General features: G+C 64.5%; 21 protein-coding genes. 7 read left to right on the forward strand and 14 right to left on the reverse strand.

The window, feature by feature from the left end; genetic code table 11:
- Nucleotides 1–20: 20 nt before the first annotated feature.
- Genes OSH12_RS05300 through OSH12_RS05315 form a run of 4 tightly spaced genes read left to right on the forward strand, consistent with a single transcriptional unit; the run spans nt 21 to nt 3,185 of the window.
- A complete protein-coding gene (locus tag OSH12_RS05300) occupies nt 21–1,046 on the forward strand; it encodes an ABC transporter permease (protein WP_266342482.1) in 1,026 nt (341 codons plus the stop codon).
- Nucleotides 1,047–1,814: an ATP-binding cassette domain-containing protein gene (locus OSH12_RS05305; RefSeq protein ID WP_266342483.1), complete on the forward strand. Its 768-nt coding sequence runs from the start codon at nt 1,047–1,049 to the stop codon at nt 1,812–1,814.
- A 46-nt stretch (nt 1,815–1,860) separates the two neighbouring features.
- Nucleotides 1,861–2,304 carry a C-glycoside deglycosidase beta subunit domain-containing protein gene (locus tag OSH12_RS05310; protein ID WP_266342484.1) on the forward strand — a complete coding sequence of 148 codons (444 nt, stop codon included), beginning with the start codon at nt 1,861–1,863 and terminating at the stop codon, nt 2,302–2,304.
- Complete coding sequence (locus tag OSH12_RS05315; RefSeq protein WP_266342485.1) at nt 2,301–3,185, forward strand: sugar phosphate isomerase/epimerase family protein; 885 nt, start codon at nt 2,301–2,303, stop codon at nt 3,183–3,185. Before OSH12_RS05310 ends, OSH12_RS05315 begins: the two co-directional genes overlap by 4 nt.
- 280 nt (nt 3,186–3,465) lie before the next feature.
- Here OSH12_RS05315 and OSH12_RS05320 read toward each other — a convergent pair whose 3' ends face one another.
- From OSH12_RS05320 to OSH12_RS05340, 5 genes are all read right to left on the reverse strand, one after another.
- A complete protein-coding gene (locus tag OSH12_RS05320) occupies nt 3,466–5,205 on the reverse strand; it encodes an acyl-CoA dehydrogenase (protein WP_266342486.1) in 1,740 nt (579 codons plus the stop codon).
- On the reverse strand, nt 5,202–5,798 hold the full coding sequence (locus OSH12_RS05325; protein WP_266342487.1) for a GAF domain-containing protein: 597 nt from the start codon (nt 5,796–5,798) through the stop codon (nt 5,202–5,204). Before OSH12_RS05325 ends, OSH12_RS05320 begins: the two co-directional genes overlap by 4 nt.
- Nucleotides 5,795–7,159, reverse strand: coding sequence for an amidase (locus OSH12_RS05330; RefSeq protein ID WP_266342488.1), 1,365 nt, complete (start codon nt 7,157–7,159; stop codon nt 5,795–5,797). The genes OSH12_RS05325 and OSH12_RS05330 overlap by 4 nt, the downstream gene beginning before the upstream one ends.
- Nucleotides 7,156–8,550: a phenylacetate--CoA ligase family protein gene (locus OSH12_RS05335; protein ID WP_266342489.1), complete on the reverse strand. Its 1,395-nt coding sequence runs from the start codon at nt 8,548–8,550 to the stop codon at nt 7,156–7,158. The genes OSH12_RS05330 and OSH12_RS05335 overlap by 4 nt, the downstream gene beginning before the upstream one ends.
- A gap of 61 nt (nt 8,551–8,611) precedes the next feature.
- A complete protein-coding gene (locus OSH12_RS05340) occupies nt 8,612–9,970 on the reverse strand; it encodes an MmgE/PrpD family protein (RefSeq protein ID WP_266342490.1) in 1,359 nt (452 codons plus the stop codon).
- 142 nt (nt 9,971–10,112) lie between these two features.
- Between OSH12_RS05340 and OSH12_RS05345 the strand changes: the two genes are divergently transcribed.
- Together OSH12_RS05345 and OSH12_RS05350 are read left to right on the forward strand one after the other, a co-directional pair.
- The gene (locus OSH12_RS05345; protein ID WP_266342491.1) at nt 10,113–11,384 is read left to right on the forward strand and encodes an acetyl-CoA hydrolase/transferase family protein; all 1,272 of its coding nucleotides are present in this window, start codon (nt 10,113–10,115) and stop codon (nt 11,382–11,384) included.
- Nucleotides 11,381–12,142 (forward strand): GntR family transcriptional regulator, encoded by a 762-nt coding sequence (locus tag OSH12_RS05350; RefSeq protein WP_266342492.1) that lies wholly within the window; start codon nt 11,381–11,383, stop codon nt 12,140–12,142. The genes OSH12_RS05345 and OSH12_RS05350 overlap by 4 nt, the downstream gene beginning before the upstream one ends.
- Before the next feature lie 10 nt (nt 12,143–12,152).
- On the opposite strand, the gene OSH12_RS05355 is transcribed toward OSH12_RS05350, so the two are convergent.
- The 9 genes from OSH12_RS05355 to OSH12_RS05395 all read right to left on the reverse strand — a co-directional run bounded on the left by OSH12_RS05355 (nt 12,153) and on the right by OSH12_RS05395 (nt 20,679).
- On the reverse strand, nt 12,153–13,316 hold the full coding sequence (locus tag OSH12_RS05355; protein WP_266342493.1) for a CaiB/BaiF CoA transferase family protein: 1,164 nt from the start codon (nt 13,314–13,316) through the stop codon (nt 12,153–12,155).
- Between the two features lie 14 nt (nt 13,317–13,330).
- Nucleotides 13,331–14,584 (reverse strand): CaiB/BaiF CoA transferase family protein, encoded by a 1,254-nt coding sequence (locus OSH12_RS05360; RefSeq protein WP_266342494.1) that lies wholly within the window; start codon nt 14,582–14,584, stop codon nt 13,331–13,333.
- Nucleotides 14,581–15,747: an acyl-CoA dehydrogenase family protein gene (locus OSH12_RS05365; protein ID WP_266342495.1), complete on the reverse strand. Its 1,167-nt coding sequence runs from the start codon at nt 15,745–15,747 to the stop codon at nt 14,581–14,583. The genes OSH12_RS05360 and OSH12_RS05365 overlap by 4 nt, the downstream gene beginning before the upstream one ends.
- A gap of 21 nt (nt 15,748–15,768) precedes the next feature.
- Entirely contained in the window at nt 15,769–16,287 is a 519-nt protein-coding gene (locus OSH12_RS05370) for a MaoC family dehydratase (protein ID WP_266342496.1), read from the reverse strand.
- Nucleotides 16,288–16,303: 16 nt separating this feature from the next.
- Nucleotides 16,304–17,143: an HpcH/HpaI aldolase/citrate lyase family protein gene (locus OSH12_RS05375; protein ID WP_266342497.1), complete on the reverse strand. Its 840-nt coding sequence runs from the start codon at nt 17,141–17,143 to the stop codon at nt 16,304–16,306.
- Between the two features lie 101 nt (nt 17,144–17,244).
- Nucleotides 17,245–18,639, reverse strand: coding sequence for an MmgE/PrpD family protein (locus OSH12_RS05380; protein ID WP_266342498.1), 1,395 nt, complete (start codon nt 18,637–18,639; stop codon nt 17,245–17,247).
- 11 nt (nt 18,640–18,650) lie between these two features.
- Complete coding sequence (locus OSH12_RS05385) at nt 18,651–19,523, reverse strand: polysaccharide deacetylase family protein (protein ID WP_266342499.1); 873 nt, start codon at nt 19,521–19,523, stop codon at nt 18,651–18,653.
- Nucleotides 19,523–20,362: an SDR family NAD(P)-dependent oxidoreductase gene (locus OSH12_RS05390; RefSeq protein ID WP_266343327.1), complete on the reverse strand. Its 840-nt coding sequence runs from the start codon at nt 20,360–20,362 to the stop codon at nt 19,523–19,525. Before OSH12_RS05390 ends, OSH12_RS05385 begins: the two co-directional genes overlap by 1 nt.
- Nucleotides 20,362–20,679, reverse strand: coding sequence for a hypothetical protein (locus OSH12_RS05395; protein WP_266342500.1), 318 nt, complete (start codon nt 20,677–20,679; stop codon nt 20,362–20,364). Before OSH12_RS05395 ends, OSH12_RS05390 begins: the two co-directional genes overlap by 1 nt.
- A 193-nt stretch (nt 20,680–20,872) precedes the next feature.
- Here OSH12_RS05395 and OSH12_RS05400 point away from each other — a divergent pair, with 193 nt between their 5' ends.
- Nucleotides 20,873–22,549, forward strand: coding sequence for an ABC transporter substrate-binding protein (locus tag OSH12_RS05400; RefSeq protein ID WP_266342501.1), 1,677 nt, complete (start codon nt 20,873–20,875; stop codon nt 22,547–22,549).
- Nucleotides 22,550–22,602 lie beyond the last annotated feature (53 nt).

The raw sequence follows: 22,602 nt of genomic DNA on the forward strand, positions 1-22,602 counted from the left end.
GGGTGGACTTCGAGGGTACAATGACCAACCTTACCGGTTCTGCCGAACACGGGGGCATCGCAGCCCTCCGGCGTGTCCTGCTGCTGAACAAAGCCGTTCTGTTTGCTCTCATCCTGGCGGTCGTTCTGTCGGTCGCATCGCCTTACTTCCTGCTTCAACAGAATATCGTGGCCCTGCTCGAGCAGATCGTCGTGATGACCATCGTCGCGCTCGGCTATACGCTGGTGCTGGCGACCGGAGAGATCGACCTGTCGGTCGGCGGCATGATCGCGCTGATCGGCTTCGTGATTGCCAAGCTGATGACGACCTATGGCGTGCCCGTCCCGGTGGCGATCATCGCCGGAATGGCGCTCGGCGCCGCCTGTGGCGCGCTCAATGCGACGATGGTGTCGCGCTTCGGCCTGCCGTCCTTTATCGTCACGCTGGCGACCGGAGCCCTGTTCACCGGCATCCTCTACATTCTCTCCAATCTCGTGCCGGTCTCGAACCTTCCGCCAGGATTCCTGGCGATATCCCGCACGAAGATCGGCCCGATCCCGCTGCCTGTGATCCTGCTGGTTCCCGTGGTCATCGGCTTCTATGTCGTCGCGACCAAGACGGTGTTCGGCCAGCACGTGATCGCGCTTGGCGGCAATCCGGAGGCTGTGCGCGTCGCCGGTATCAACATTACCCGGCTTCGCCTCAAGGTCTTCATGATCGCCGGCGCCTGCTATGCCGTTGCCGCTGTCCTGTTGACGGCGCGCTCGGCCTCCGCCCAGATCGGCGCGGGGTCCAACCTGCTGCTGATTGTGATCACGGCAGTGGTTATCGGCGGCACCCCGTTGCTGGGCGGCAAGGCCAACATGATCGGGACGCTGTTCGGTTGCCTGATCCTTGGCATGATCAGCAACGGCATGAACCTTCTCGGCGTAAACGCGAACTACCAGATCGCCGTGCAGGGCCTGCTCATCCTCTTCGCGCTCGTGCTCGACATCGAGTCGACCAAGCTGCTGCTCCGGCTCGACAAGCGTTCGATGCTGCGACGCCGCCAAGCGGGAGCTTTGTGAATGACAACCGCCCCCCTCGTCGAACTCGAGAACATCAGCAAGGCCTTTGGCGGTGTCCAGGCCGTCGACAATGTGTCGCTGACCGTCAGCCCAGGCGAAGTGATCGGATTGCTCGGCCATAACGGCGCCGGCAAGTCGACGCTGATCCGCATCCTCTCGGGCGCTCATACCGCCGATAGCGGCCGCATTCTGGTCGGAGGCACGGAAGCGACGATCACGAGCCCGAAGGATGCGAAGGCGATCGGGATCGAGACGATCTACCAGACGTTGGCGCTTGCCGACAATCTGGACGCGGTCTCGAATCTCTTTCTCGGCCGAGAAAGACGGCGCTTCGGCATCTTCAACGATCGTCGCACCATGGTCCGCGAGACCACCGAGATCTGCGCCCAGATCAATCCTCGCTTCACCAATCTGCAGACCCCGGTGCGCAACCTCTCCGGTGGCCAGCGCCAGACCATCGCCATTGCGCGGGCCGTCTATTTCAATGCCCGCGTCCTGATCATGGATGAACCGACCGCGGCGCTCGGCCCCGGCGAGACGGCCATGGTCAAGGATCTCATCCAGCAGCTGAAGAGCAAGGGCGTCGGCATCATTCTGATCAGCCATGACATCGAGGATGTCTTCGATCTGGCCGACCGGATGGTCGTGATGGCCGGGGGAAGGGTCGTCGGGCGGCTCAACACGCATGAGGCGACGCGCGAGCAGGTGCTCTCGCTGATCATCATGGGCGCCGAGACCAAACCCAATCCTGCTGCCGCCAGGCCGTAAGGCCGACGCCCTTCGTCAATCCCGCACATTTTATGGAAGTCATGCGATGCCTGCTGGCACAATGAACTGCATCCCCGAAGGGATGCTCGGACAGGTCATGGAAAATGTCGACGTCGACGGCGACACCACCATCGACCACTACCGCTTCTCGATCCGCAACCAGTTCCTGCATCCCGATCATCCGCTCGGCTGGATCCGGAAACTGACCGTCGCAGTCGACGGCAAGACCATTGCTCCGTCCGATATGTATTTCGTCGTGCGCGGCCAGTGGATCGGTGTCGGCCAGTTGCCGACCATCGCCGACATCTGGTGGCAGATGCGCGAGATTGCCGACGTCTATGTGCGCAGTCCGGGCATTGCCGCCGGTCGCCACCAGGTCGAGGTAGGCTTCGACGTTTCGCTCTATGCGCATACGCCGAGCATCGACACGAACAACGAATATCCGACGCTCCATCAGACGTTGTCGGCAGAGATGGAGGTCCAGCCGTGAACCACAACCACCTGATTTCCGTCAGTACCTGGTCGCTCCAGCAACTGACGATCGCGGAAGGGAAGACCCTCGAGGACCTGCTGCCGATTTTTGCCGGCTACGGCATCGACGGCATCGAACTGAACGAGGATTATTCGCGCCTTCGCGAATACGGAACACCACACGGCCGCCGCGATTTGCGCAGCCGCATCGCCGATAGTGGGCTTCGCGTCACCTCGTGCTGGTTCAATACCGACCTTCTCGGCGAATGTGACCGCACTTCCCGGGCAAAGCTCGTCGACGATATCGAAGGCTGCTTCGAGATCGCCGCCGGCCTCGGCTCGGAGGTCGTGGTCCTCACACCCGTCGATACGTTCCCCGACTATCCGCTGGAGCGTGGCACGCAGTCGTTCCTCGAAACCTTCGCCGCGTTGATTCCGCTGGCCCGATCATACGGCGTCACCATGGGGATGGAGACAGCCCGTTCCGAGGGCGTCTTCCGCGTGCCGCACTACATGACCGAGCTCGTGAAGCAGATCGGGGCGCCGGAACTGACCGTCGTGCCCGACTTCGAGGCTTGGCGATTTGCGACGCCCGACTTGCCGCTGAGCCATGTCGAGACGATAGGCACCGTCGCCGCGGGACCTGCCGAGATCGGCCTTTTCGGTGCCGCGCTGCCCTATTCGCGCGCCATCCACGCCAAGCTCCTTCGACTCGACGAGGCTGGGGATGAGCCGCATTTCCCGCTGGCGGAGATGATGAAGGCCGTTCGCGAGAGCGACAGGCAGCATATACTCACGATCGAATATGAAGGATGGATCCCCGACATCGACCCGCATCTCGACTGCATCGAGGAGACCCGGCGCTGCGTCGAACTCCTGCGACGGCATCTGGCCGACTGATGCGCTCTTGAGGTGATCTCCCGTCCCGGCGAGGTCAAGGCGTTCGAGAAGCAGCATTGCCCGGCAGTCTTTGCCAGTCGAGGTTTTGTCGCCGGACAGCTATTGCCGGATATCCATTTTCCGGCAACGGCATGGGGCGCGAAGTCGACCGTCAGCTGTCGGGCAACGATTCGGACGCGCTCTTCGCTCGATCATCTTCGGGAGCGAAGTGCGGGCCCGCGCATAACAGGACGCAACCTATCTGATGTGTCGGCTGTGAAGCACGTTGCCAGCCGGGAGACTAACCTAATGCGATCGCGGCCTCGGCTGGCGTCATGGCTGTACCCTTCAGGATCGATAGGCCGAGGCTAGGTACGGTGCTTGCCAGCGTCGTATCGAAGAAGCGCGACAACAGGCGCCATCTCGCCTTCGTCTCGTCATCGGCGAGATGGGTGGCCTTGAGCAGTTCGATGCCACCGAGCGTCAGCGCAAACAGCCGGAGATAGGGTGTAGCGGAGGCGAGCACGTCGTCGCGCCGGCCATTTGCCAGACCATCCAGCAGATGGCGCGTGGTGGCGCGGAGCGTCGCGACAGCCTCGGCCAGGATTTCCGTATTGTCACCGGACGGCGTGGCCGCGAGAACGTCCTCCATCCCGGCGATCAGCACTTCGACGACCGCGCCGTCTTCCTGGCCAATCTTGCGGGTGACGAGGTCGATCGCCTGAATGCCGTTCGTACCCTCATAGATCGGCGCGATGCGAGCATCGCGATAATGCTGGGCCGCGCCCGTTTCCTCGATGTAGCCCATGCCGCCATGGACCTGGATACCGAGCGATGCGACGTCGACGCCGGTGTCGGTGGAGAAAGCCTTGGCGATCGGCGTCAGCAGCGAGGCGACCGCCAGGGCGCGGCGGCGCCCGGCCTCGTCGCCGGCATGCTCGCTGCGGTCGATGGCGGCGGCGGCCTTGTAGCAGATGCCGCGCGCGGCGGCCGTCATCGCCTTCATCGTCATCAGCATGCGCTGGACGTCGGGGTGAGCGAGGATGAGGGAGGATTGCCTGACTGCCGGATCGGCGCGTCCCTGGCGGCGCTCGCCGGCGAAGGTGCGGGCCTGCTGATAAGCGCGCTCGGCGATGCCGACGCCCTGGATGCCGACGGCGAGGCGGGTGTTGTTCATCATGGTGAACATGCAGTTCAGGCCGCGATTTTCCTCGCCGATCAGGTAGCCGATCGCGCCGTTCGTCTCGCCAAACTGCATCGTGCAGGTGGGCGAGCCGTGCAGGCCGAGCTTGTGCTCAAGCCCGGCGCAGACGAGATCGTTGCGCTCGCCAAGCGTGCCGTCGGGATTGACGAGGAATTTCGGCACCAGGAACAACGAGATGCCGCGCGTGCCTTCCGGCGCGTCGGGGAGCCGCGCCAATACGAGGTGGACGATGTTCTCCGCCAGGTCGTGCTCGCCATAGGTGATGAAGATCTTCTGGCCGAAAACCCTGTAGGTTCCGTCCTCGGCCGGTTCGGCGCGCGAACGGATGCCCGAGAGATCCGAACCGGATTGCGGCTCGGTCAGGTTCATCGTGCCCATCCACTCGCCGGAAACCAGCCGTGGCAGGTAGGTCTGCTTGAGTTCGTCCGGCGCGTGATGAATCAGCGCCTCGATGGCGCCTTCGGTAAGCGTCGGGCCGATGCCAAACGACATCGAAGCGGCGTTCCAGATCTCGCGGCAGGCGGCCTGAACGACGCCCGGCAATTGCTGGCCGCCCCATGCCTCCGGCGCGGAGAGCGCGTTCCAGCCCGAGGTGCGCCAGTCCGCATAGAGCGCGGGCCAGCCGGGCGATGTCGTGACGACGCCATCCGTCAGGCGCGGGCCATTGCGATCGGCGATGGCGTTCAACGGCGCGATCTGCTCGGCCGCGAAGCGGGCAGCCTCGGTCAGGATCGATTCGACGAGGTCGATCGACAGTGTTTCACTGAGGAGGCTGTCGAGATCGCCGGAGGCGCGTAGCGTCGCGATGATCTCGGCGACATTGGCGTTGTAGGTCATTTCAAACCTTCCGAAGAAGCGCGCCAGGCATCGGCCGGCGGATAGTTCGAACCGAGCCATTGCGGGCCGCCGAGGGCTACCCAGCTTGCGGCGGCGAGCGGAGCGAGAGCGTCGAGAATGGCGAGATCGGCAGGACCCAGCGTATTGCGCGCCTGGGCTGCGACGAGGATCAGGCCGAGGATTTCGCCCTGCCAGAGCAGGGGGGAATAAAGCGCCGAGCCCATCCGCGACGTCTTCAGATATTGCCGGAAAGAGCGATCGTCGTCGGTATTCGGCAGCACGAGTGACTGGCGATTGGCGACGACCCATCCGGGATTGCCGCCATCGATCGGCACCATCAGGCGCTTCTGCTCGGCCGGAAATCCGGTATTGCCAACCAGCATCAGATATTTGCGATCGGGCGTGATGAGGAAGCCGCCCGAGACGAAGAATTGCTTCTGGCCGGGATCGAGCGCGCCGGGCTTTTGGTGCGCTACCGGATCGCCGAGTTCGGAGGCGCGCCGCATGATCGTCTCGATCGCGCTTTCGGCACTGTCGGCCTCGGCCGCCGCTTTTCCGGTTGCGGCGATGTAGTCGAGCGGGTCCAGTATCATGGTGCCAATCCAAAAAGTGCCTTGGCGATGCCGAGCAGCTTGCCTTCCTCGAAGGCGCGGCCGACGAGCTGGGCCGAATTCGGCTTGGGATCACCCGGCAATGGGAAAGCGATGGCGGGAAGGCCGGCGATGTTGGCGAGCGCGGTGAAATCCGCCTGATCGGCGGGTGCCGGCGCGCCATGGGCGAAAGCGCGCTGCGGCGCTGTCGGCAGGATCAATGCATCGACACCGTCGAGCGCCTGTCGCGCCGCCAGGCCGAGCCGATCCAGCGCCGCGTAGGCGGCTGCGATGCGTTCGCCGGGCGCCTTGCGGCCGTAATCCAGGAAACGTCGAAAGCCATCCGAAAAGCCGTCGCCGAGCGTATCGAGATCGGCGCCCAGCAGGCTGCCGGCCTCGGCTTCCGAGATCAGCAGGCCGGCGCGACGCGCCTTGCCGGTATCCCAGCCGTCGATGGCGACATCCTTGATGATCGCGCCTTCGGCTACCGCGCGTGCGAGCAGCGCATCGTAGGCGGCGCGGACTTCCGGCTCGCAGGCGACGCTGTCGACGACACTGGGGCGTCCGAGCACGAGGCCCTTCAGGCTTGTTTTTGTCGGGGTCGGATCCCAGCCTTCCGGCGTCGCCACACTGCGGGGATCGTCGCTGTCGGGACCGGCCATTGCACGAATTGCCAGCGCCAGATCTTCCGGCGAGTTGGCGAGTGGCCCGATCGTGTCGAGCGTCCAGGAGAGATAGGCGAGGCCGGAGGTGCCGACGAGGCCCTTGGTTGGTTTCAGTCCCCAATTGCCGCAATAGGCGGCCGGGATGCGGACGGAGCCCATGGTGTCGGTGCCGAGCGCGATCGCGACGAGAGCGCCTGCCACCGCCGCGCCCGAACCGCCGCTGGAACCGCCCGGCGTCGAACCTGGCACGCGGGGGTTTTCACAGCGGCCATAAGTCGGGTTGTCGGTCGTCGCGCCAAGCGCGCCCTCATGCAGGTTGAGCTTGCCGAGGATGACGGCGCCCGCGTCGCGCAAACGTGCGATCACCGCCGCGTCGCGCGCAGGGTGCCGGTTCCGATAGGCGGCCGTGCCGACCGTGGTCGGCATCCCGGCCACGTCAATATTGTCCTTGATGGCGATCGGGATGCCGTCGAGCGGCCCGAGCGTCCGACCCTCAGCGCGGCGAGCATCGCTGGCCTCGGCCTCGGCAAGGGCGGTCTCCGGCGCGATCGTGATGAAGATGCGCCAATCGGCATTGGTTTCCGCGATGCGCTCCAGCGCAGCACGCGTCAGGGCCACGGCGCTGGTTCTGCCGGCGGCGAGGTCGCCAGCGAGCGCCACCGCGTCGTCGAAAGCGAGTTGAGCCGGAGCGGTCATCATGCGTCTTTGCGATTGTCGATCAGGCGGATCGGCTTCTGGCGGATTTCGATCTGGGTCAGATGGCCGAGCGCACCGGGAGCGGCCAGCTTGACGGCAATCTCCACGCCGAGGCGGGTCTTGAGCAGCGCTTCATAAGCTCCGGTTGTGCGGTCGAGCGCGCCGTTCGCCTCGATATGAACCGTCATCTCGTCACGACCGTCGACACGCTCGACCAGGCAGACATATTCGCTCATCAGATCGGCGTGGTTCTCGGTCAGGATCGCGCCGATGCCGGTCGGATAGATGTTGATGCCGCGCAGCTTGACCATGTTGTCGCTGCGGCCGAGGAAGCCGACGATGCGGCGCAGATTGAGGCCAAGCGGCGACGCATCCGTCTTGAACGCCGAGACGTCATGCGTGTTGAAGCGGATGATCGGGAAGACATCATCCTTGAACAGGCAGGTGCAGACCATATCGCCGCTTTCGCCATCGGCCACGGGCGCTCCGGTCACGATGTCGAGGATCTCCAGATATTGCGCGTCTTCCTGCACATACATGCCGGAGAGATCCGGGCCTTCGCCGGCAATCGCGCCGGTGTCGCCGACGCCGTACCAGTCATAGACCTTGGCTCCGCCCCAGGCGCGGCTCATGGTTTCGCGACTCTCGGCGCCCATGTGGCCCGAAATGATGCGGATCGGGATATCCTTGCCCGGCTCCAGCCCTGCCTCGCGGGCCACGTCGGACAGGCGCTTGATGTAATCGCCGAAACCGATGATCGCCGTGGCGCCGAATTCCTTCATCAGGCCGACCTGGTTGGCCGAGCGCGTCTCGACGCCGGTGCCGGCCGTCATCATCTGCGCGCCGACCCAATGCAGGATCGCCTCGCGGACATAATGGCCGCCATTGACCATGCCGTGGCCATAGACCGAATGGACGATGTCGGCATTGGTCATGCCCTGCAGGGCATAGAAGCGACCGAGCAGCAGGTTCTGGATCTCGCGGCTTTTCGCGCCGAACAGCAGCGGCTGCGGCTTGCCCGTGGTGCCGCTGGTGGTCTGGAAGACGAGGGGCGGGCGCTGGTCGGCCGGATAGGTGTCGAGGCCGTGGAAATCGCCGATCGGCGGATGGGCCTCGACAGAGGCCATCAGATCGGATTTCGAATAGGCCGGCAGCTTGACGATGTCGTCGAGCGAGCGGATGTCGCCCGGCTGCACGCCGGCTGCGCCCCAGAGCCGCTGGTAGAGCGGGATCTTCCAGGCGAAGGCGACGATTTTCAGGAAGCGCTCGTTCTGGATCGCCCGCAATTCGTCGCGGCTGAGCGCCGTGAAGCGCTCGACGAAACTCTCCGGGCGCCCGTAGTCGCGAATGATTCCGGCGTAGTCCATCGCTTCGAAATAATTGGGCGGCAGCATCGAGTTTACGTTCCCTGTCGTGATTGGAAGGAGGGCGGCCGGCGCTTCTAGGACGCCTTGGTCATTCGGAAGCATGCGCCATCGCGTGGCGAAGCGGGGCGAGCCTGCCGCCTCCAGCCAGATCGAGCGCCGCGGTGATGAGGGTTTCGGCCCGATCCGGAGCAAGGCCGGCAGCCTGCATCAGGGCGCGGGCCTTGGCGAAGAGGGCGTCATCGGAAATCGGGTTTTCGCTGTCGCCCCAGGCGTCCGCGACGCTGTGCGACAGCGTCGCGCCATCCGCCAAGGTGACGGTGACGGCGCTGCCGAAATGGCGCGGATAGGGCTTTGTGAAGGCGTCGGTCGCCACGACTGTGCTGATCTCGCGCAGCGCTACCAGTTCGGGCCGGTCCAATGCCGGAATATCGAAGGCATCGAGCGGCGGCGCGCCGTCATGGAGGGTCACGGCGACAGCATGCTGAAGGCTGAACTTCGCCTGCAGCGTCGTTTCGGGACGCGGCCGGTCACAGAACAGTTTTGCATCGGCATAGGTGTCGATGGCGATCGCGGCGATGGCGCGCCCGGCAAGGCTTTCGCGCAGCGCCAGGGCGGCGTCGATGGCCGCATGGGCGTGGCGGCAGGCGGGCCAGGGCTTGAAGCTCGTCTCGCCGATCAGCCAGCCGGCGCCTGCGTCCGACAGGACATCCTCCGCCGACGCGCCGGGACAGATCGCGGCGAAGAAACCTTGCGGCCCCTCGAGGATGAAGCGTGGGCCGGTGAAGCCGCGCGCCGCCAGGCGGGCGGCGACAAGGCCACGTCGTGCGGCTTCCGCGACATGCAGCGTCTTGGTCATCACAGGCTCGTTGCGGCACTGCCAGAGACCGGCGGAGACGCTGCCGGCATTGCCGAGCGCGGCCGTGAAGGCCGCATCGTCGAGATCGAGCAGGCTGGCGGCCGCCGCAGCCGCGCCAAAGCCGCCGCAGGTGGCGGTGTTATGGAAAAAGGCATAGTGGCCGGGGCCGGTGGCGCGGCCGAGGCGGATCATTGCCTCATAGCCGCGAATGATTGCGTCGAGAAAGTCGTTGGCCGAGGTCGTGTCGCTGGCTGCGGCAAGCGCTGCCGGGATGACGACCGGACCTGGATGCAGCAGGGCGGCGCGGTGGACGTCATCCATTTCGAGCACGCTGCCGAAGCCGCCAAGCACGAAGGCGGCCGTTGCGGGATCTGCCATGCGTGGCCCAAAAAGCTGCGCTGAACCGGTCGATCCGACGGGGACTTCCGCCTCGATCAGGGCGCCTGTCTCCGTCGTCCGGCCGATCGCGGCACAGCCAATCCAGTCGACGAGATGACGCGTGGCGCGTTGCCTGTCGGCATCGGAGATCGGCCGCCGGAGCAGGTCAACCAGCCGTTCTGTCACGCTTTTTTCGCCCGTGAGACCCGTCATCGCCCTTGCTCCGCAACTGCGTTTGCCGCACAGTGACTTAGAATTTGTCCGGACATATTTACTCGGAAGCGGTCGTTGTGCAAGTGCGAATACGAGCGGAAATGCAGGATCGGGTGAAGGTAGAGCAGATGGGGAATGCCCTATGACCCGTTCGATCTCGATGCTTTCGGCTGCGGATGCGGCTGCGCTGGCGGCACCGCGATCGCGCGTCTACGTGGCGGGTTGCTGCGGCGAGCCGGGGGCGATCCTCGACGCCGTCGCCGCCGATCCGGAGCTTTGGCGCGATGTCGAACTGCTGGGCGCCTACATCCCCGGGGTCAACAAGCGCGACCTCTCTGCGCTCGGTCAAAACACGGTTGCCCGCACGATTTTCGCGACGGAAGGCCTCCGTCCGGGAGAATCTGCCGGAACGGTCGCTATCTGGCCGGCGCATTATAGCGAGCTCTATCGTCACCTCGCGGTGCCGGGCGCAATCGACATCGCCTTCTTCCAGGTGCCGCCGCCGCGCGACGACGGCACCGTCGGTTTTGGCATTGCCGCCGATTTTTCGCCCGCGCCCGCTTTCGCCGGTGCCCGGCTGGTCGCGCAGATCAACCGAAACATGCCGGATGTCGCCGATGGGCCGCGCCTGCCGGTCGAGCGCTTCGAGGCCTTCGTCGAGGCCGATCAACCGCTGATTGCCTATGATTGCGGCAAGCGCGACCCCGTGATCGACGCGATCGGGGCGCGGATCGCCGGGCTCGTCCGCGAGGGCGACACGATCCAGCTCGGCTTGGGCAAGATGCAGCAGTCGGTGCTCGAAGCGCTGGGTGGGCATCACGATCTCGGCTTCCATAGCGGCATGATTTCCGACGCGATCCTGCCGCTTCTCGACAACCGTGTTTTTTCGCGCGGTGTCACGACGGGTGTTGCGCTGGGCAGTCTCGCGCTTTACGAGCGCGTCGCCTCGCTGACGCAACTGCGCTTCCGGGCGGTGGGCGAGACACATGCTATTGGACAGTTGGCGCGAATCGAGCGCTTCATCAGCATCAACTCGGTCATCGAGGTGGATTTGTTTGGACAGGCCAATGCTGAAATTCTGGGCGGTCGCCAGGTGAGCGGGCTGGGCGGCATGGTTGATTTCGTGCGCGGCGCGCGCCATTCGGCCGGCGGGCGGTCGATCCTTGCCCTTCCCGCGACAGCGGAACGGGGGCAGCGCAGCCGTATTCTCGCGGCGCTGCCGGCCGGAGTTCCAGCCGGCGTCTCGCGCACCGATGTCGATTGTGTCGTCACCGAGCATGGCGTGGCCGAGCTTCGCGGCGCCAGCGTCGATGAGAGGGCCGAGCGGTTGATCGCGATCGCGGCGCCAGGCTTCCGCGACGCGCTCGCAGCCGATTGGGACGTGATTCAGCGTGGAAGGGAAGCGTTGTCGTGACGAACTCCATCGGCCCGCAGGGTGACCTGCCCCGCTATCACCAGATCAGCAACATCCTCGTCGAGCGGATCGAAAAAGGTCGTTATGCAATCGGCGACCTGCTGCCGACCGAGCAGGATCTATGCGGCGAGTTCGAGGTCAGCCGCTACACGATCCGCGAAGCGCTGCGGCGGCTTACCGATGCGGGCCTCGTTCGTCGCAGGCAAGGGTCCGGCAGCCAGGTCGTGGCCAACAAGGCACCGGCCAATTTCGTGCATTCGATGCGGTCGCTGAGCGAATTGTTCCAATACGCCTCGGACACGGTGTTCAAGATCACAAAGATCGAGATGCTTGTCCCCGAGCCGGAAGTGAAGCCCTATCTGGGCGATTCCGGCGACGAGCCTTGGCTGTATGTCGAGGGCGTGCGTCTCGCGGCCGACGGCCGGTCGCCGATCGCCTTCTCGCGCGTCTTCGTCAATCGCGAATTCGAAGGGATCGTCCCGGACCTGCCGGGCGTCAGCGGGACGATCTTCCGGCTGATCGAAGAACGCTACGGCGTCGTCGTTGAAAACGTCGAGCAGGAAATCCAGGCCGAGCCGATGGGAAAATATGCCGCCAAGCTGCTCGATTCCTCGACGAGGATCTGGGCCGTGCGGGTCATCCGGCGCTATTTCGGCAGCGATCGAAAGATCTTGCAGATCTCGGTCAACTATCACCCGGCCGACCGCTTCTCCTATTCGATGCAACTGCGGCGCGAGGGGACGAAGGGTTGGGTGTGAGCCCAAGACGTCAAGCCTTCCGCCCAGCCAATACAGTCGTCACCGCCTCATCGTCATAGCCGGCCTGCCGTAGTACCGCTTCCGTATGCTGACCCAGCGCGGGCAGGGTGGTGTCGAGCGTTCCCGGTTCGTCGCGATAGCGGATCGGCGTGCCGATATGCAGATTGCCCTCGGCATCCCTGTGCAGCATGTCGCGCGCCGCAATCTGCGGCTGGTGGAAAGCTTCGTGCAAATCGAGGACCGGCGCGAAGCAGACATCCTTGTCGGCGAACCAGTTTTCCCATTCGGTGCGCGTTTTCGTCCGGAAGGTGGCGCGGAGGAATTCCTTTACCGGTTCCTGCGTCGGGCCGGGCGGGCCTTCGGCAACCGGGATCAGATCGGGGCGTTCGAGCGCGTTGAGCAGATTGCGGACGAATTTATGCTCGACGCCGCCCAGTACGACATGGCGCCAGTCGGCCGTCTCATAGACCGAGAAAAACGAATAGCCGCCGAAGGAGCGCTCTTCCTTGACGCGCGGTGCCCGGTCCTCGGCGAAGACGGGGCCGGTCACATTGGGCAGCCATGCCATGGTCGAATCCTGCATCGAGATGTCGAGATAGTCGCCGCGCCCCGTCTTTTCGCGCCGCAGCAGGGCCATCAGGATGCCGGCCAGCGCCGTCATCGAACCGGCCATGTCGGCGACCGGCATATGCGGGTTGGTCGGCTTGCCGTCGCTGCCCAGATTCAAGCTGACGACGCCGGCAAGCGCCTCGATCGCGATGTCATGCGCCGGGCGCCTTGATTCCGGGCCGGTCTGGCCGAAGGCGGAAATCGAGGCATAGACGATGCGCGGATTGACCTTCGCCGCCGCCTCATAGCCGACGCCGAGCCGGTCGACGACGCCGGGGCGGAACGCCTCGACGACGACATCGGCCGTTTCGCAGAGCTTCAGGAAAGCGGCGACGCCGGCCGGGCTCTTGAAGTCGAGCACGACGCTCTTCTTGCCGCGATGGGTGTTGCGGAACCAGACGCTGACATCGTCGGCGGTGCGATAGCCGACATTGCGGACTGGCTCGCCCTCGCCGGGCGGCTCGATCTTGATCACCTCGGCGCCATGGTCGGCCATGGTCTGGGTCAGCATCGGGCCAGGCAGGAACAGCGACAAATCGAGGACGCGCAGGCCTTCGAGCTTCATGGGAGCCTCGTTGGTCAGATGATGTTTTTTTCGCGCAGCGCGGCGATTTCGGCCGGCGCATAGCCTAGTTCGCTCAGCAACCCATCCGTGTGCTCGCCAAGGCCAGGGCCGCGGCGTGCCTCTGCGCGGCTGCCGTCGAGGCGGATCGGGTTCGAGAGAACCTGAAGGCTGGGGCGGGCCGAATGATCGACGGCCTGCACGCCGCCTGTGGCGCGAAAGTACGGATTGTCGAGCGCCGAGCCGATTGTCAGCACGGGCGCCGCCGGAAGCTGGCCGGCGAAACGTGCCATCCATTCGCCGGTGGGACGGGTCGAGAGGGCAGCGTCCAGCGAAGCGATCAGCGCGTCGCGGTTTTCATAGCGCGCCTTGTTGGACTGGAAGCGCGGATCGTCCAGCAACTCCGGCAGGCCGGTCAGCTGGCACAGCTTCTCCCAGAACTTTGGCAATATGCACATGATGAAGATACGGCCGTCGCTTGTCGGGAAGGTCTCGCACGGCACGACGGAAGGATGGCCGGAGCGTGGACGACGGGTCGTCTCGACGCCTTCGTTCAGATACCAGGTCGCCGGATAGGTCAGCTGGTGCATGGCGACGTCATAGAGCGTTACGTCGACATCGCGGCCACGGCCGGTGCGCGCCGCGCCCAGCAGCGCTGCCGTCAGCGCAAAGGCGGTGGTGATGCCGGTCAGATAGTCGACGATCGAAAGCCCCATGCGGGTCGGTGCGCCGTCCGGCTCCCCGGTCAGCGACAGGAAGCCCGCTTCCGCCTGCATCAGATAGTCGTAGGCCGGCCAGTTGGCGCGCTCGCCCTCGCGGCCATAGCCGGAGAGATGGGCGCAGACGATCGAGGGCTTCACGCTTGCAAGCGCTGCGTGCGTCAGCCCAAGCTTGGCGGGTTGGTCACCGCGCAGATTGTTGAGCACCGCGTCGGCGCCGGCGACGAGGCGGTGCAGCACCGCCTGGCCCTCCGGATGCCGCAGGTCCAGCGTCAGGCTCTTCTTGCCGAGATTGAAGGTCTGGAAGAACTGGCTGTCATCCTCGCCGAGGAAATAGGGGCCGGACTGGCGCGAACTGTCGCCACCCGCGCCCTTGTCCGTCTTCGGCGGTTCGATCTTGATCACCTCCGCGCCCATGTCCGAAAGATACATGGTCGCGAAGGGGCCGGCGCCATACTGCTCGGCGGCGATGATCCGGATGCCTTTCAACGGTGGCTCGGCGATGCCGAAGCCGCCCGTTTCCACATCGTCTCTCGTCGCCGTCAATGTCACGCCGGGTTCCTTTCCATCATCTGCTTGGCGATGATGATGCGCTGGATCTCGTTGGTGCCTTCGCCGATGCACATCAGCGGCGCGTCTCGGTAATAACGCTCGATATGGTATTCCTTGGAATAGCCATAGGCGCCATGGATGCGCATGGCTTCGAGCGAGTTTTCGACGGCGGCTTCCGAGGCGAAGTACTTCGCCATGCCGGCTTCCATGTCGCAACGCTCGCCGCTGTCATAGGCGCGGGCCGCGTCATAGGTCAGCAGGCGGGCGGCCTGCAGGCGGGTCGCCATTTCGCCGAGCTTCAGCTGGATCGCCTGATGCTGGCCGATCGGCTTGCCGAAGGTCTTGCGTTCCTGGGCGTATTTCACGCTGTCCATCAGCGCCGCCCCGGCGAGGCCACAGCCTCGCGCCGCGATGTTGATGCGGCCGAGCTCAAGCCCGCCCAGCGCCGTCTGCATGCCGCGACCTTCCTCGCCGCCGATCAGATTGGCAACCGGCACGCGGTAATTGTCGAAGCTGATCTCGGCGCTGTCGATGCCCTTGTAGCCGAGCTTCTCCAGCTTGCGGGAAACGTTGAAGCCTTCGCCCTTTTCGGCGATCAGCATCGACATGCCCTTGTGGCGCGGGTCGGCGTCGGGATCGGTCTTGACCAGCAGCGCGAAGCAGGAACCCTCGATGCCGTTGGTGATCCAGGTCTTGGCGCCGTTGACGACGTAATGGTCACCATCGCGCACGGCGCGGGTGCGGATCGCCTGCAGATCGGTGCCGGCGTCTGGCTCGGTCAGGGCCAGGCCGCCGCGCAGTTCGCCGGTGGCGAAGCGGGGCAGGAAGCGCTGCTTCTGCTCTTCGGTGCCGACGCGCACGACGCAGGCCGACATGATCAGATGCGAGTTGATGATGCCGCCGAGCGACATCCAGGTGGCGGCGACCTTCTCGACGATCTTGGCATAGGTCGTGGCCGACAGGCCGAGCCCGCCATATTCGGCGGGGATCGTCGCGCCGAACAGGCCGAGTTCCTTCATCTGCTCGACCATTTCGCTCGGATATTCATCCGCATGATCGAGGCGCAGGACGTGCGGGCGCACGTCACGCTCGAGCCACTTCTCGATGGCTTCGAGGATCATCTGGTCGTCGGACGAAGCGTCCGAATGGGAGGCGTTGGACATGGGCGTTCCTCTCCGGGCGCGTCAGTAGCGCGCCTTCTCCTCGACATCGAAACCGCGCTTGGCGATCAGCATGGTGCGTTCGAATTCGCAGACCATCTTCTCGTCCTGGTTGAAGCCGCGCGTCTTGACCGTGACGATGCCGGCATTCGGGCGCGACTTGCTCTCGCGCTTGCCGAACACTTCCGATTCAGCCACCAGCGTGTCGCCGGCGAAGAGCGGGAAGGTGAGCTTGATCTCGCTCCAGCCCAGATTGGCAATTGCCTTCTGGCTGACATCGGTAACGCTCATGCCGACCATCAACGCCACCGTGAAGGGCGAGCAGATGATGCAGCGCCCGAACTCGCTATGCTTGGCGTACTCGGCATCGAAATGCATCGGGTGCGTGTTCATCGTCAGGAGCGTGAACCAGGTGTTCTCCGTCTCCGTGATCGTGCGTCCGGGGCGATGCTCGTAGATGTCGCCCTCGACGAAGTCCTCGAAATAGCGGCCGAAGCTTTCGCGATAGCGGTTCGGGCCTACTTCCTTGATCGTCACGACCATCTTTTCCACTCTTCTGCTAGTTCTTGATCTGGAATGAATCGCGGAGCGCGAGAATGCGCTCCATGGCGCGGACCACCGGCCGCTCCACGAGCTTGCCGTCGAGCACGGCGAGACCGGTCGGGCTGGCGCGATAGGCGGCGACGATGCGCTCGGCTGTCGCGATCTCTTCTGCCGTCGGCGCGAAAACCTCGTTCACCACCGCCACATTGGCGGGGTGCAGCACGCCCTTGCCGGTGAAGCCGAGCGCCTTGGCGGCGACGGATTCGGCGCGGACGACTTCCGAATCGCGGAAGGAGAGACTGGGGACGTCGAAGACGTCGACGCCGGCGCGCTTCGCCGCATGGACGACACGGGAACGAGCATAGAGCAGCGGCTCATGCGCGATGGCGACGCCAAGCTCGGCTGAAAGGTCGGCGCCGCCGAACATGGCGAACTGGATCCGGTCGCTCGCCTTGAGGATGGAAGCGACGTTCTCCAGCCCCTCGACGCTCTCGATCAGCACGGCGATGCCGAGATCGAGCCCGGCTTCGGTCAGAAGGCCCTCGACCCAACGCACCTCGTCGGCCGTATCCACCTTGGGCAGGAAAATCACACCCGCCGCAGGCCGTGCTTCGATGACCGCGAGCAGGTCGCGAAGACCTTCGGCGTTGCGCGGGCTGTTGATGCGCAGCGCACGCTCCGCACCGGCCGCTTCGCAAAGAAATGGGATCGCCGCCGCCCGCGCCTCGGCCTTCAGGGCCGGCGGCACCGCGTCTTCCAGGTCGAGGCAGACAACATCGGCGCCAGTGGCCAGCGCCTTGGCGTGGACCTCGACACGGTTTCCGGGAGCGAAGAGTAGAGTTCTGCGTGCGCGCATGATGGGCCGCATCTCCTGCGAAGTGCCGAAAGCGTCAAATTTGTCCGGACAAATAAAAGGACGCAAGAAGGCTTGTCAATGGATTTGTCCGGACAAATGAGTCAGCGTGGCTGGGCTAGCGTCAGCGCGACCAGCGATGCCGCATCGGGATTGGACTCGAGCGTGTCGATGGCGGCGATCAGGGCGTCGATGCTGTCCTGTTGAAGCGGCACGGCGCCATAGCCGGCACAGCGACGGAACTTCTCCACATTGGCTTCAGCCGTCAGCGGTGCCTTCGGGTGGCCGTAGACGTGCTGGAGCGTGATCGAGTGGTCGGTGCCGTCCTTGAGACGGACGCGGATTGTCTGCGGATCGAGCGCGTTCTGATCGGGATTGTCGTCAAGGACGACGTCGACAAGCGCCGCATAGCGATGCACGGCCGCGTCGTCCAGCGAGGCTCGTCCCCGGAAGTCGGGAACGTCCACCGCGCCGCGTGCCAGGAAGGTTCCTGCGACGAAGCGCAGGCAGAGCTTGGCGTAGTTGGATTCCGGATGCAGAACATCCGGGCGGCCGACGAGGCGGTGAACCAGTGGCGGCACTTCGCAGACGATGGCCGCGATGTCATAGGCGGTGAAGCCATGCTTCGACATCAACTGGCCGAGTCCGTCGACAGCGCCATGGGTCAGGCGGCCGCTTGGATAGGGCTTGTGCGACATTTCCAGCATCTGCCAGTCCTGGCCGAGACGGGCGAGGAAGGGCTCAAGGTCGTAGTCGTTCTGCTCGAACAGGGCGAAATAGCCATACTGTCCGGTCAGGATGTCATGCGGCCCCCGGACGCCGGCGAGCGCCAGATCCGTCGAGACAAGGGCGGCGCGGGCGTTGAATCCGACCTGCAGGCCCAGCATCGGCGAGCCCTCGACATGGGGCTGGAGCGTGCCGCTGGTCTGGGAGTATTGCGCGCCGAGCGCGTTCTTCAGCGTCAGCGCATCGAAGCCCGCCAGCTTGCCGATAGCGACGACGGCGCCAAATCCGCCTGCCGTGGCCGGGCGGAAGAAGCGCAGCGCCGAATTGGTGACGACACCGAGCATGGTCGATACATCGACGCCGAGCGCCAGCGCCGTGATCAGGTCACGTCCCTGGATGGACCGCCCCCGGGTCTTCTCGCGCTCGGCCCAGGCCATGACCGCCGAGAGAATGGTGGCCATCGGATGCAGCACCGCACCTTCATGGACGCAGTCGAATTCGAGGCAATGGATCTGGTAGGCGTTGAGGATCGCGGCCTGCTGGGCCGGCATCCGTTCGCCGGTCAGCCAGACGGTCGCTTCCTCGCCCTGGCCCCAACTGGCAGCCACCTGCTTCAGTTCGGGAATGCCGGCGCCGGCCGAACCGGCAATGCCGACCCCCAGCGTGTCGAGCAGGAAGGTCTTGGTCTTGTCGACGACGGCTTGTGGCAGGTCTTCGAAACGGGTGTTGATGACGTGATCGACGACGCGGTCGAGCGGATTGGCTGAGGACATGGATGGGTTCCTCAGACCGGAGCCGGGACATTGGCAGCAAAGTGCCGGGCGATATCGAGACGCGTCGCGCACCAGACGTCTGGCTGGCTTTTGACATAGCGGATGAACTTGTCGAGCGCGCCGATGCGGCCGGGGCGGCCGATGATCCGGAGATGCAGTCCGAGAGACATCATCTTCGGGCCGTCGGCGCCTTCCTCATAGAGCTGGTCGAAGGTGGCGATGGCGTAGTCGAGCCAATCCTGCGGTGTGTAGGATGGCGCGGTCCAGAACTTCATGTCGTTGGTGTCGAGCGCGTAGGGCACGATGACGATCGGCTTCGGCCCGGATTCCGTCTCGACCACGTCCCAGCGCGGCACGTCGTCGGAGAAATCATCCATGTGATAGGCAAAACCGGCCTCGGCCAGCAGGCGGCGGGTGCGGTCGGTATGCAGATAGCGCGACAGCCAGCCATAGGGGCGGGTGCCGGTCGTTGCCTCGATGCTTTTCACGGCCTTGTCGATGAAGTCGCGCTCGCGCGGCTCATCATAGGAAAACTGGTGGATCCAGCGCCAGCCATGGCTGCAGGTCTCGTGATTTCCCGCGCGGATAAGATCGGCCAGTTCCGGCGCGTTCTCGATCGCCATCGCCGCCGCCGTTACCGTGGTGGAAACGCCGTGCTTCTGGAACAGGCCAAAGACGCGCGGCGCGCCGGCGCGGATGCCGTACTGGTAATTGCTCTCATTGGCATAGTTGCGGATCGGGATTTTCAGCGAGACGCCAAGCTCGTCGACCGGCTCGGGGCCCTTGTCGCCCCGGGCGACGGTCATCTCCGAGCCTTCCTCGATGTTGATGACGAAGGACATGGCAAGCCGGGCCTGGTTCGGCCACGCGAAGGGAGCGGTCATCAGTGGTATTCCTCCCCGCCGGAGACGTTGATTGCCTCGGCGGTAATGTAGGCGGCGGCGTCCGAACACAGGAACGCGGCGGTTTCTGCGGTGTCGTTCGGCGTGCCGGTGCGACGCAAAGGAATTCGCGCGCGCATTTCGTCGAGATAGGCGTCGATCGACTGGCCGCGCGCTTCCGACATGAAGCGGTTCTGCCAGGCGCCAAGGCCCGTGGTGACGTGGTTGGGGCAGATGGCGTTGACGGTGATGCCGTGTTCACCGAGCTCCAGCGCCGCCGAGCGGGTCAGGCCGATCAGGCCGTGCTTCGAGGCAGTGTAGGCGCTGGCAAAGGCAAAGCCGGACTTTGCCGCCTGCGAAGCGATGTTGATGATCCGGCCACCCTGGCCCTGCGCGATCATCTGCCTCGCCGCATGCTTGGTCGCGAGCGCGGGGGCGCGAAGATTGACGCCAAGTACGACGTCCCAGCTCTCAGCCTCTAGCTCGACCAGAGGCCCGAACAGATAGCCGACGCCGGCATTGTTGATCAGGATATCGAGGCGGTCGAAGTTCTCGACGGCCGCGCCAACGACACGAGCGATTGCCGCCTCGTCGAGGAGATCTCCGGTGACGGTCGCAACTTCGGCACCGTCAGCTCGGAGTTCCGCGGCGACGGCTTCGAGGTCAGTCGCCGTCCCGACGCCATGTGCTGGGGCAGCAGGGCCCGACAGCGCGCCGCGATCGTGCAGCACGATTTTCGCGCCCTGCGAGGCCAGCTTGCGCGCCATGCCCTGGCCGAGACCGCCGGGACGGCCTGCGCCGGTGATCAGGGCGACCTTTCCGGCCAATCCCCGCTCGTCCATCACGCCGCCTCGAGCGTACGGGTCATGATGAAGGTCGGATTGTCGGCAAACGCCTGAAACTCGGCCGCGATCTTCTGCATGGTCGCGGAAGCCACGTCGGCGCCGAACTTGTCCATGTCGGCCACGTCGATGATCTCGACATAGGCGTAGGGCGGTTTCGCATCGGAGCCGAGGACGCCGGTGGTGGCATGGACGGAAAACTCGCCGATCGAGGCGAGGCCGTTGACGACCGGGATGTCCGTGGATCGAGCCCACGTCTCATAGACTTCGGGATCGACACCGGGCTTCAGATTGAACAGCACCACGATACGCGTCACGTCGACCTCCACTGCGATTAGGCGGCCTTCGCATTTCCTGGCGTTGGCCTATTTGTCCGGACAAATGTCCCGACGAGATCGCGACCTGTCAACCCGTCTATCTTATCTTTTTTCTAAGAACCGCTTGACAAGAACCGGGAGCTGAGGCGTGATTTGTCCGGACAAATCTATAAAAAACCGCAGGGGTCCTAACATGCTGAAGAGAAACGTGCTGCTTTCGGCTGTCGCCGCGGCAGGTCTTGCTATCGCGATCGCACCAGCGTCCGCCGCCCAGCAGATCCTGGTGCTGGCCGAGGACGTTCCAGCAGGCCTCGACTATGACGGTCCGTCGGCCGCCATTCCCGCCAGCCAGCAGGGCATGGTTTCGCTGCTTGAGCCGCTGGTCGGCTATGCGGCGGGCCCGGCCAATGAATCCGGCGTCGGCATGCCCGACTTCTCCAAGATCGAGGGTCGTCTCGTCGAGCGCTGGGATTATGATCCCGCCACCCTGACGTGGACGCTGCACCTGCGCAAGGGCGTCAAGGGTTGCGACGGCGCCACCTTCGACGCCAAGGACGTCGCCTACACCTTCGCCCGCGCCAAGTCGGTCAGCGGTGCCGCTCCGATCGGCTGGTTCCTCTCCAACGTCGCCTCGATCGACGGCTTCACGCCGGCCGTCTTCGGCGATGATCCCAAGGCCAAGGAACTGGGCGACGAGGTCAAGATTATCGACGACTACACGGTGCAGATCCGGCAGTCGGAACCCAATGCGCTGTTCCTGCCGGTGCTCTCCATCTTCGGCCTGCTCGTCTACGACAAGGAGACGATGGAGAAGCATGCGACCGAGAAGGACCCCTGGTCGCACGATTACGCCAACAGCGTGAACGCGCCGGGCTTTGGCGCCTATTGCCTCGACAAATGGACGAAAAACCAGGAAATCACCTACAAGGCCAATCCGGATTATTACCGGGGCAAGCCGGCGATCGATAAGGTCTCCGTCCGCCGCGTGCCGCAGTCATCGAACCGCGTCGTCGTTCTGCGCACCGGCCAGGCCCAGCTCGCCACCGGCATGACGCCGAAAGAGTTCGACAGCCTGCGCACTGCCAAGGGCGTCGCAGTCGGCGGCGTTACCGGCAACGAGAACCTGTTCGTCCATATGAACTTCAAATCGAAGCCGTTCGATGATCCGAAGGTTCGGCAGGCGATCGCGCACGCCATTCCCTTTGAGCAGATCATCAAGACGGGCTATTTCGGCCAGGCCAACCAGTGGAACGGCTCGGTTCCGAGCAGCTATCCGGGCTACAAGGCAGAAGCGGCCTTTACCTACGATCCGGCCAAGGCCAAGGCGCTGCTCGCCGAAGCCGGCTATCCGGATGGCAAGGGCCTCGAAGCCTTCGCCGATGCATTCCAGCTCTCCTATGTGGCAGAGAAGGAATCGACGCTCGGTCCGGTCGTCAACATCATCCAGTCGTCGCTGCGCGCCGTCGGCGTGCCGGCAACGCTGAACCCGATTCCGCAGACGCAATATGGCGACCGCCAACTCGTGAAGGGCGATCTTCCGTTCGCCGTCAACGACCAGGAAAAGCCGATCGGCGTCGATGCCGGCTATGCGATCCAGCTCTTCTTCGTCTCGAAGGACAAGGGCGGGCTCAACAACATGGTCAATTACTCCAGCCCCGTCGTGGACGATCTCTGGGCCAAGGCGCGCATCGAGCCGGATGCGGCCAAGCGCACCGACATGCTCGCCCAGATCCAGGACCAGCTTACCGCTGACGTCGCCTGGCTGCCGGTGGTCGAATACAAGACCCAGTGGGCCTATTCGGACAAGCTGAAGGGGCTGCGCTGGTATCCCGACAACGCCGTCCGCTATTTCGATCTCAGCGTTCAGTAATCCGGACGAGGCAGGCCGGTTCCGGCCTGCCTCTTTCCCGCCGAGGGTCGGCC

Source organism: Kaistia terrae (assembly GCF_026344005.1).
In the GTDB taxonomy this organism is placed as follows: Bacteria; Pseudomonadota; Alphaproteobacteria; order Rhizobiales; family Kaistiaceae; genus Kaistia; species Kaistia terrae.